This is a genomic window from Pseudomonas sp. 2995-3, from assembly GCF_002742565.1.
Taxonomy (GTDB): Bacteria; Pseudomonadota; Gammaproteobacteria; order Pseudomonadales; family Pseudomonadaceae; genus Aquipseudomonas; species Aquipseudomonas edaphica.
Map to the genome: position 1 here is coordinate 1 of NZ_LJSB01000133.1, position 10,564 is coordinate 10,564.

A 10,564-nucleotide genomic window follows, 5' to 3' on the forward strand; every position below is an offset into this window, starting at 1 on the left:
AACCCCAACAGCCCCCCAATCCCGACTACCGGCTATTGTCAGAAATTTCCCACAAGAGTACAAATGTACTCCATGACAACCCTGACCCCCCGTCGCACCGCCATCCTGACCTTCATCCGCGACCGTATCGCGCAACAAGGCCAGCCCCCAAGCCTCGCCGAGATCGCCGAGGCGTTCGGCTTTGCCTCGCGCAGCGTCGCTCGCAAACACGTGGTGGCCCTGACCGAAGCCGGTTTCATCGAGGTCAACCCCAACCAGGCCCGTGGCATCCGCCTGCTCAACCAACCGGCGCGTCCCGAATGGCTGGACGTGCCCGTACTCGGCCGTGTCGCCGCCGGCCTGCCCATCGGCGCCGATGCCGAAGTGCACAATCGTCTGCAACCCGCCCCCGCCACTTTCGCCAAAACCCCGGATTACCTGCTGCGTGTGCAGGGCGATTCGATGATCGAAGACGGCATCCTCGACGGCGACCTGGTGGGCGTGCGCCGCAGCGCCGAAGCCTTGAACGGGCAGATTGTGGTGGCGCGCCTGGACGGCGAAGTCACCATTAAACGCTTTGAGCGCCACGGCGAGCAGGTGCGCCTGCTGCCGCGCAACCCCGCGTATCAACCGATTGTGGTCGGGCCGGATCAGGACCTGGCCATCGAAGGGGTGTTCTGCGGCCTGGTGAGGCAAGGTTGATGGGCGCCGTCGTTGCTCTGGATACGCTGTTCAATGGCGGCCGCGTCTGGAAAGGCCGGCCCGCCGTGCCACCGGCCAGCGTGCACCCCACTGGGCTGGCGGCGCTGGACGCGGTGTTGCCCACGGGCGGTTGGCCGGAGTCGGCGCTGAGTGAAATCCTGATGGCGAAGGAGGGCGTTGGCGAGCTGCAATTGGTGTTGCCAACCCTGGCCCGCTTATCAACGGCGGGCGAGCGGATTGTGCTGGTGGCGCCGCCCTACACGCCGTACCCCCACGCCTGGCAGAACGCCGGGGTGGATTTGCGCCAGCTTTCGGTGATCCAGGCCGAGGCGCGCGACGTGTTGTGGGCGGTGGAGCAGTGCCTGCGTTCGGGCAGTTGCGGCGCGGTGCTGTGCTGGCCGCGCAAGGCCGACGACCGCGCCTTGCGGCGCTTGCAGGTGGCGGCCGAGACCGGGCAAACCCTGGCGTTTGCCTGGCGCGCTTTGAGCGAGGCGGTCAATTCATCGCCCGCCGCCTTGCGCCTGGCCGTCGAGGCAAAACCTGCGCAAGTGCGGGTGCTCAAGTGCCGGGGCGGCTTGGCCCACCCGGCGCCGATAGCACTGGCGGGGCACTGAGGTTGCCATGCGCTGGGTGTGTATTGTCTTCCCGCAATTGGCGCTGGACGGGGTGCAGCGTGTGCACCCTGAGCCGGATCAACCGTTGGTACTGCTGGCCGGCACACCGCAGCGCCGCGTGCTGCAAACCGTCAATGCCGCCGCCCGCGCCTTAGGCCTGCGACCTGGTCAATCGCTGACGGCCGCGCATGCCCTGGCCAAAACCTTTGCCAGCGCCGAATACGACCCCGCCGAAATCGAGCGCTGGCAGCAGTTCCTCGCCGCCTGGGCCTACCGTTTCAGCTCTCAGGTCAGCGTGTATTACCCGCGTGCGTTGCTGTTCGAGATCGAGTCGAGCCTGGGCCTGTTCGGGCCGTGGCCGCAGTTCGAGGCGCGCTTGCGTCAGGAGTTGACCGAATTGGGCTTTCGCCACCGTATCGTCGCCGCGCCGAACCCGGCGGCGGCGCGGGTGCTGGCGAATATTTATGATGGTTTGGCGATCGGCGAGGACGCCTTGCAGCAGGCTCTGGCGCCACTGCCTATCGACCGCGCCGGTCTTGACCCGCAGGCGGCCACGGCCTTGTCGCGTATGGGCTTGCGTACCTTGGCCCAGGTGCAGGCGTTGCCTCGGCACACCCTGGCGCGACGCTTTGACGCCGGCTTGCTCAAGCACCTGGATGCCCTGAGCGGGCAGCGCCCACTGGCCCTGGCGTTTTATCAGCCGCCGGATCAGTTCGACGTGCGCATCGAGCTGAATTTCGACGTGCAATCCCACCAGGCGCTGCTGTTCCCGTTACGGCGCCTGACCGGTGACTTGTCCGCCTTCCTCTGCGGGCGCGACAGTGGCGTGCAACGTTTCGACTTGCACCTGGAACACGCCCAGGCGCCCGACAGTGTGATCAAGGTCGGCCTGCTCAGTGCCGAGCGCGAACCGTCGATGCTGTTCGAACTGGCCCGTGGCCGCCTGGAACAGGTGCAAGTCACCTCTCCGGTGCGCGGGTTCCGCCTGGTGGCCCAGGACCTGCCGGTGTTTGTGCCGCAACGCCAGGACCTGTTCGACGATCGCCCGCAACAAACCTTGCCTTGGGAGCAACTGCGCGAACGCTTGCGCGCACGGCTTGGCGATGAGGCCGTACAAAGCCTGCGCTTTCACGCCGACCACCGCCCCGAATGTGCCTGGCAGGCGAGCGCCGACAGCCGTGCGTGCCCGACCTTGCACAAAGTGCAGCGCCCCGGCTGGTTGCTGACTGAACCGACCTTGCTGGCCGAGCAGGGCGTGCAGATCCTGATGGGCCCGGAACGCATCGAATCCGGCTGGTGGGACGGCGCCGATATCCGCCGCGACTATTACCTGATCCGCACCCGTGCCGGCCAGCAAGGCTGGGCCTATCGCTGTGTGGGGCAGAACGACGGGCTGTGGCTGCAAGGCTGGTTCGCATGAGCTATGCCGAGCTGCATTGCCTGTCCAATTTCAGTTTCCAGCGCGGCGCGTCCAGTGCGCTGGAGCTGTTCGAACGTGCCAAGCGCCAAGGCTACAGCGCCCTGGCGATCACCGACGAATGCACCTTGGCGGGCATCGTGCGAGCCTGGCAGGCGGCGAAGGCGGTGGATTTGCCGCTGATTATCGGCAGCGAAGTGCGCATCGAAAACGGCCCGAAACTGGTGTTGCTGGTCGAAGATCTCAGCGGCTATCAACACCTGTGCCGCCTGATCACCCTGGCTCGCCGCCGCGCCGAAAAAGGCCGTTACCGCCTGCTGCACGCCGACTTCGAACAACCGATGCCCGGCCTGCTGGCGCTGTGGGTGGCCGAAGACAACGACACCCAGGCCACCCTCCAATGGCTGCAACACACCTTCGCCGAACGCCTGTGGCTGGCGGTGCACCTGCACTGCGGCCAGGACGATGCGCGCCATTTGCAGCAGCGCCTGGCCCTGGCCGTCAGCCTGCAGATCCCGGCGGTGGCCTGCGGCGATGTACACATGCATGCGCGCGGGCGCCGGGCCTTGCAAGACACCATGACCGCGATCCGTCATCACGTGCCGGTGGCCGAAGCCGGCACGCGCCTGCACCCCAATGGCGAGCGGCATTTACGCAGCCTCGACGCGCTGGCAGCGTTGTACCCGCAAGCGCTGCGTGATGAAACCCTGGCCATCGCGAAACGTTGCACCTTTGATCTCAGCCAGTTGCGCTACCACTACCCACGCGAACTGGTGCCCGCCGGCCATGATGCCCAATCCTGGCTGCGCACCGTGACCGAGGAAGGCATTGCCCAGCGCTGGCCACACGGTGTTGACGCCAAGACCTTGCAGCAGATCAACAAGGAATTGCAGTTGATCAGCGACCTCGGTTACGAAAGCTACTTCCTGACGGTGCACGACATCGTGCGCTTCGCCCGCAGCCGTTCGATCCTGTGCCAGGGCCGTGGCTCAGCCGCCAACTCGGCGGTGTGTTTTGCCTTGGGCATCACCGAAATCGACCCAAGCCTGACGGATATGCTGTTCGAACGCTTCCTGTCCAAGGAGCGCAATGAACCGCCGGATATCGACGTGGACTTCGAACATGAACGCCGCGAGGAAGTGCTGCAGTACGTGTTCCAACGCTACGGCCGCACCCGCGCGGCGTTGACGGCGGTGGTCAGCAGTTATCACGCGTCCGGCGCGGTGCGCGACGTGGCCAAGGCCCTCGGTTTGCCGCCGGACCAGATCAACGCGCTGGCCGACTGTTGCGGGCGTTGGAGTGAAGATGCGCCGCCGCTGGAACGCCTGCGCGAAGGCGGCTTCGACCCGCAAAGCCCGATCCTGCGGCGTGTGCTGACATTGACTCAACAACTGATCGGCTTTCCCCGGCACTTGTCCCAGCACCCTGGCGGTTTTGTGATTTCCGAATACCCGCTGGACACCCTGGTGCCGGTGGAAAATGCCGCCATGGCCGAGCGCACCATTATCCAGTGGGACAAGGATGACCTCGACGCCGTGGGCCTGCTCAAGGTGGATATCCTCGCGTTGGGCATGCTCAGCGCGATCCGCCGCTGCTTCGACTTGCTGCGCCGCCATCGCAATCGCGATATGTCTCTGGCAGGCATACCCAAAGAAGACCCGGCCACCTACGCAATGATCAGCAAGGCCGACACCATCGGCGTGTTCCAGATCGAGTCGCGGGCACAGATGTCGATGCTGCCCAGGCTCAAGCCGCAGAACTTCTACGACCTGGTGATTGAGGTGGCGATTGTGCGGCCTGGGCCGATCCAGGGCGGTATGGTGCATCCGTACCTGCGGCGCCGGAATAACGAAGAGCCCACCACTTATCCGTCACCGGAACTTGAGGCAGTGTTGAAACGCACCTTGGGCGTGCCGCTGTTCCAGGAACAGGTGATGCAGATCGCCATGGTTGCCGCCGACTATGGCCCAGGCGAAGCCGACCAGTTGCGCCGCTCCATGGCCGCCTGGAAACGCCACGGCGGCCTGGAACCGCATCAGCAGCGTCTGCGCACCGGCATGCTCAAGAACGGCTACAGCGAGGAATTTGCCGCGCAGATTTTCGAGCAGATCAAAGGCTTTGGCAGCTATGGCTTCCCCGAGTCCCATGCGGCCAGTTTTGCCTTGCTGACCTACGCCAGTTGCTGGCTCAAGTGCCATGAACCGGCGGCGTTCGCCTGTGCCTTGATCAACAGCTGGCCCATGGGTTTCTACAGCCCGGACCAGATCCTGCAGGATGCGCGGCGCCATCGCTTGCAGATCCGCCCGGTGGATGTGCTGGCCAGTGACTGGGATTGCAGCCTGGAGCCTGTCGACGGCCAGCAACCGGCGATTCGCCTGGGGTTGCGCATGATCTCGGGGTTTCGTGAGGAGGATGGACGGCGCATCGAGGCGGCGCGCCAGCGTCGTGTGTTCAGTGACATTGCCGACCTGGACGACCGCGCCGGCCTGGATGCGCGGGCCCAGGCGTTGCTGGCGGATGCCGGGGCCTTGCGTGCGCTGGCGGGCAACCGGCACCGGGCACGCTGGGAAGTGGCAGGCGTGCATAAACAGCTGGGGTTGTTCGCGGGCCTGCCGAGCCCCGACGAAGCGGCGGTGCAATTGCCGGCGCCGACGGTTGGCGAAGACTTGCAGGCTGATTACGCCACGGTTGGCACCACCCTCGGCCCGCACCCGCTGGCGTTGCTGCGTGATGAGTTGCGCAAACGCCGCTGCCGCAGCTCTTTGGAGCTGATGGCGGTGGAGCATGGGCGCAATGTCAGCGTCGCCGGTCTGGTGACCGGGCGCCAGCGCCCTGGCACCGCCAGCGGCGTGACCTTTGTGACGCTGGAAGATGAGTTCGGCAACCTCAATGTGGTGGTGTGGCGCGACCTGGCAGAACGCCAGCGCCTGGCGCTGGTCGGCTCGCGGTTGCTCAAAGTCGACGGGCGCTGGGAGGCGGTGGGTGAGGTGCGGCACCTGATTGCCGGGCGTCTTACCGACCTGACGCCGCTGCTGGAAGGCATTCATGTGCGCAGCCGGGATTTTCATTGAGGGCAGTGGTTTTTGTCGCCATTACCTCCTAACTTATAACAAGTGAAACCATCCGCCGCTGGCGCGCTCCAAAACGTTGCAAATACCCTCTCTTTGCACAGAGCCAACCGATGCAATTTTTATCCAACCCCTACGGCTGTGAAGGCTGGTCCGGTGAAATGGCCCAGCGTATCCGTGCTTTCGATTGGTCCGCCACGGATCTTGGCCCGATTGACACCTGGAGCGCCAGCCTGGCCTGCAACGTGCAGATGATGCTGGCCTCGCCCGTGCCGATGGTGATGCTGTGGGGGCGGGCCGGCTACATGATCTACAACGACAGCTATTCGGTGTTTGCCGGCGGCCGGCATCCGTACTTGCTCGGCACGCCGGTGGAGCTGGGCTGGCCGGAGGTGGCCGAGTTCAATCGCCACGTGGTCGACACCTGCCTGGCGGGCGGTACCTTGACGTTTAACAACAAAGACCTGGTGTTGTTGCGTAACGGCAAGCCGGAAACCGTCTGGCTGGACCTCTATTACAGCCCCGTCGCCGGGGACAATCAGCAGCCAGCCGGGGTGTTGGCGATTGTGGTGGAAACCACCGAGCACGTGCATTCCGAGCGCCTGCGCCAGGAACTGACCCATAACCTGGAGCAACGCGTCGCCGCCGAAGTGCAAGCGCGTTCCGCCGCCGAAGATCAGTTGCGCCAATCCCAGAAGCTTGAAGCCATCGGCGGCCTGACCGGCGGCGTGGCCCATGACTTCAATAACCTGCTGCAAGTGATCGCCGGCAACCTGCACCTGCTGGCCCGGAATGAGCCGGACAACCCCCAGGTGCAGCGCCGGGTCACGGCGGCCATCGCGGCGGTGGAGCGCGGCGCCAAGCTGTCCTCGCAACTGTTGGCGTTTGCGCGTCGCCAGCCGTTGTCGCCAGCGGTGTACAACCCGCAACGCATCTACGCCGGTTTAGGCGAACTGCTGCAACGGGCGTTGGGTGAGACCATTCATATCGACGTGCAACTGCCCCAGGACTCCTGGTGCATCAATGTCGACCGTAACCAATTGGAAAACGCGCTGCTCAACCTGGCGATCAATGCCCGCGATGCCATGCAAGGCGAAGGCGTGATTCGCATCAGCGGCGAAAATATCATCCTCAACCCGGGCGATTGCATCGGTAAAAGCATCAAGCCCGGTGAATACGTGCGTTTGGCAGTGACCGACACCGGTGTCGGCATGCCCCAGGAGGTGCTCAAGCGTGCGTTCGAGCCGTTCTTCACCACCAAGCGCGAAGGGCACGGCACCGGCCTGGGCCTGAGCATGGTGTTCGGGTTTGTGCGCCAAAGCGGCGGGCATGTGGAGGTGTGGAGCGAGGAGGGCAAAGGCTCGGTAGTGCAGATGTATTTCCCCCACAGCCTGGAACCCGAATGTGGTGAGGTCGACACCGAGCAGGCGACTCACAGTGGCGGCCAGGAAACCATCCTGGTGGTCGAGGACAACGAAGGCGTGCGCCTGACCGTGGTCGAGTTGCTGCAGCAATCGGGCTACACGGTACTGACCGCCGAAGACGGTGACCGGGCCATGCAAACCCTGCAAAACGGCGTGCAGCCGGACCTGATCTTTACCGACGTGGTGATGCCCGGCCGGGTCAAAAGCACCGACCTGGCCGACTGGGCGCGCGTGCAGCACCCGCCGGTGGCGGTGCTGTTCACTTCCGGGCACACCCGCGACATTCTTTCCAGCAATCATTTGCTGAGCTCCGACATTCATCTGCTGAGCAAGCCCTACAGCCCCGAAGCCCTCACGCAACGGGTGCGCAGCGTGCTCACCGCCAGACAAGGTTGCCCATGACGTCACAGCGCAACATCCCCCCGATCACCGCCCAGCGCCCAGGCTTTGTACGCGTGCGCGGCGCCCGCGAACACAACCTGCGTAACGTCGATGTAGACATTCCCCGGGATGCCCTGGTGGTGTTTACCGGCGTATCGGGTTCGGGCAAATCATCCCTGGCGTTTTCCACGGTGTATGCCGAGGCTCAGCGCCGCTATTTCGAATCGGTGGCGCCCTATGCGCGGCGCCTGATTGACCAGGTCGGCGTACCCGATGTGGACGCTATCGAAGGCTTGCCCCCGGCCGTGGCCCTGCAACAGCAGCGCGGCACGCCGAGTGCACGCTCGTCGGTGGGCAGCGTCACCACCTTGTCGAGCCTGATCCGCATGCTGTATTCGCGTGCCGGCAGTTATCCGCCGGGGCAGGCGATGCTGTACGCCGAGGACTTTTCACCGAACCTGCCCCAGGGCGCCTGCCCGCACTGCCACGGTTTGGGCCGCGTGTATGAGGTGACCGAGGCGCTGATGGTGCCGGATCCGTCCTTGACCATTCGCCAGCGTGCGGTGGCGTCCTGGCCCTTGGCGTGGCAGGGGCAGAACCTGCGCGACATCCTCGTGACCCTGGGCTATGACGTGGACATCCCGTGGCGCGACCTGCCGAAAAAGCAGCGCGACTGGATTCTGTTTACCGAAGAAACCCCGACCGTGCCGGTGTACGCAGGCTTCACCCCACAGCAAACCCGCGACGCGTTGAAACGCAAGCTGGAGCCGAGCTACCAGGGCACGTTCAGCGGTGCGCGGCGCTATATCCTGCACACCTTCAGCCATACCCAAAGCGCACTGATGAAAAAGCGCGTGTCGCAGTTCATGCAGGGCAGTGCGTGCCCGGCGTGCGAAGGCAAGCGGCTGAACAAGGCGGCGCTGTCGGTGAAGTTTGCCGGGGTGGACATCGGCGAGCTGTCGCAACTGTCGCTGGCGCAGTTGGCCGAGCTGCTGCGCCCGGTGGCGGCGGGGCAGGACAAAATGAAGCTGTCGGTGGAAAAGCGCCTGGCCGCTCAGCGTATCGCCCAGGACTTGCTGGAGCGGGTCAGCACCCTCACCGAGTTGGGCTTGGGCTATCTGTCCCTGGAGCGCAGCACGCCTACATTGTCATCCGGGGAATTGCAGCGACTGCGCCTGGCCACCCAGTTGGGCTCGCAGCTGTTCGGCGTGATCTATGTGCTGGACGAGCCCTCGGCAGGCCTGCACCCGGCGGATGGCGAAGCATTGTTTACTGCACTTGAGCGTTTGAAAGCGGCCGGCAATTCGTTGTTTGTGGTGGAACATGACCTGGAAACCATGCGCCGCGCCGACTGGCTGATCGATGTGGGGCCGGCTGCCGGTGAGCACGGCGGGCAAGTGCTGTACAGCGGACCGCCTGCCGGTTTGGCGGATGTGCAGGCCTCGCAGACGCGCGAGTATTTGTTTGCCGAGCGGCGCGTTTGCAGCACGACGCGACGTGAGCCGTCGGGGTGGCTGAAGCTTGAAGGCGTGACGCGTAATAATCTCAAGGATCTAAGCGTCGATTTCCCGCTGGGTTGCTTTACGGCGGTGACGGGTATTTCCGGCTCGGGCAAGTCCAGTCTGGTCAGCCAGGCGCTGTTGGAACTGGTGGGCACAGGCTTGGGCCGTGTGCTGGAAAGCGACGAAGAACCGAGCCTTGAAGACGATGCCCCGCAAAGCAGTGGTGGGCGGATCAGCAGCGGTTTGGAACAGATTCGACGTTTGGTGCAGGTGGACCAGAAACCCATCGGCCGCACGCCGCGTTCTAACCTGGCGACTTACACCGGGTTGTTCGATAACGTGCGCAAATTGTTTGCGGCAACGCCGGCGGCCAGGAAGCGTCATTTCGATGCCGGGCAGTTCTCGTTCAACGTCGCCAAGGGCCGTTGCCCTCATTGCGAGGGGGAAGGGTTTGTCAGTGTCGAGTTGCTGTTTATGCCCAGCGTGTATGCGCCGTGTCCGACGTGTCATGGGGCGCGTTATAACCCTGAGACGTTGGCGATCAAGTGGCAAGGCTTGAGCATTGCCCAGGTGCTGGGGTTGACCGTGGAGCAGGCGGTCGAGGTGTTTGCCGAGCAGCCTGGGGTGTTGCGTTCGTTGCAAGTGTTGCGGGATATCGGTTTGGGGTATCTGCGTCTGGGGCAGCCGGCGACCGAGCTGTCCGGCGGTGAGGCGCAGCGGATCAAGTTGGCGACCGAGTTGCAACGTAATGCCCGGGGCGCGACGTTGTATGTGTTGGATGAGCCGACTACGGGTTTGCATCCTCGGGATGTGGACCGTTTGCTGAGTCAGCTTAATCATCTGGTGGACGCGGGGCACACGGTGGTTGTGGTGGAGCATGAGATGCGCGTGGTGGCCCAGGGGGATTGGGTGATTGATATTGGGCCGGGGGCTGGGGATTTGGGCGGGAAGGTGGTGGCTCATGGTACGCCGCAGAAGGTCGCCAAAAGCAAAGCCAGCCGTACTGCAGCGTTTCTGGCGCGGGAGTTGGTGTAAGTTTCAACGCCGATTAATTGTGGGAGCTGGCTTGCCTGCGATGGCGGTTTGTCGGTGTACATATCCGTTATTCGGGTAACGGCGGCTTATGGTTCCGCTCTTACAGCGGGTCACTTTTGGCAAACGCCCGGAATGCCGGCCCAGCCAAAAGTAACCAAAAGGTCTGTGCCCCACCACTCGGCACCTCGCTTAGGCTCGGTGTGCCAGAACGAAGGCTTGAATCCGTGGGCCGCCGCGATGGGCCATCCTTGGCCCAGCGCGGCTAACCCGGCGTCCTGCCGGGTTACCCACGGATTCAAGCCTGCGTTCGGCCATCGTGGTTAACGGGGCGTCTCAGATCAAAAGCAAGATCAAGATCAAGATCAAGATCAAGATCAAGATCTACAGCACGGCGGCCTGAAAGCCGACCTGAGTGGTTGAAGCAAGAGCCAGATCAAGTGCA

Annotated in this window: 6 protein-coding genes; all 6 read left to right on the forward strand. The window is 64.0% G+C overall.

The window, feature by feature from the left end; genetic code table 11:
• The first annotated feature begins 63 nt into the window (after positions 1-63).
• Complete coding sequence (gene lexA, locus AOA62_RS06415) at positions 64-681, forward strand: transcriptional repressor LexA (RefSeq protein ID WP_099548153.1); 618 nt, start codon at positions 64-66, stop codon at positions 679-681.
• The gene (gene imuA, locus AOA62_RS06420) at positions 681-1,295 is read left to right on the forward strand and encodes a translesion DNA synthesis-associated protein ImuA (RefSeq protein ID WP_017135401.1); all 615 of its coding nucleotides are present in this window, start codon (positions 681-683) and stop codon (positions 1,293-1,295) included. Before lexA ends, imuA begins: the two co-directional genes overlap by 1 nt.
• 7 nt (positions 1,296-1,302) lie before the next feature.
• Entirely contained in the window at positions 1,303-2,715 is a 1,413-nt protein-coding gene (locus tag AOA62_RS06425) for a DNA polymerase Y family protein (protein ID WP_099548154.1), read from the forward strand.
• Entirely contained in the window at positions 2,712-5,783 is a 3,072-nt protein-coding gene (locus tag AOA62_RS06430; RefSeq protein WP_099548155.1) for an error-prone DNA polymerase, read from the forward strand. The genes AOA62_RS06425 and AOA62_RS06430 overlap by 4 nt, the downstream gene beginning before the upstream one ends.
• A gap of 110 nt (positions 5,784-5,893) precedes the next feature.
• Positions 5,894-7,606, forward strand: a complete 1,713-nt coding sequence (locus tag AOA62_RS06435) for an ATP-binding protein (RefSeq protein WP_099548156.1) — start codon at positions 5,894-5,896, stop codon at positions 7,604-7,606.
• Positions 7,603-10,122: an excinuclease ABC subunit UvrA gene (gene uvrA / locus AOA62_RS06440; protein ID WP_099548157.1), complete on the forward strand. Its 2,520-nt coding sequence runs from the start codon at positions 7,603-7,605 to the stop codon at positions 10,120-10,122. The genes AOA62_RS06435 and uvrA overlap by 4 nt, the downstream gene beginning before the upstream one ends.
• The last annotated feature ends 442 nt before the right edge of the window (positions 10,123-10,564 follow it).

What these genes read in the sequence shown, in the direction of transcription:
- AOA62_RS06430 (WP_099548155.1), top strand. Translation starts at nt 2,712, where the DNA reads ATGAGCTATGCCGAGCTGCATTGCCTGTCCAATTTCAGTTTCCAGCGC.
- AOA62_RS06435 (WP_099548156.1), top strand. Translation starts at nt 5,894, where the DNA reads ATGCAATTTTTATCCAACCCCTACGGCTGTGAAGGCTGGTCCGGTGAA.
- uvrA (WP_099548157.1), top strand. Translation starts at nt 7,603, where the DNA reads ATGACGTCACAGCGCAACATCCCCCCGATCACCGCCCAGCGCCCAGGC.
- imuA (WP_017135401.1), top strand. Translation starts at nt 681, where the DNA reads ATGGGCGCCGTCGTTGCTCTGGATACGCTGTTCAATGGCGGCCGCGTC.
- AOA62_RS06425 (WP_099548154.1), top strand. Translation starts at nt 1,303, where the DNA reads ATGCGCTGGGTGTGTATTGTCTTCCCGCAATTGGCGCTGGACGGGGTG.
- lexA (WP_099548153.1), top strand. Translation starts at nt 64, where the DNA reads ATGTACTCCATGACAACCCTGACCCCCCGTCGCACCGCCATCCTGACC.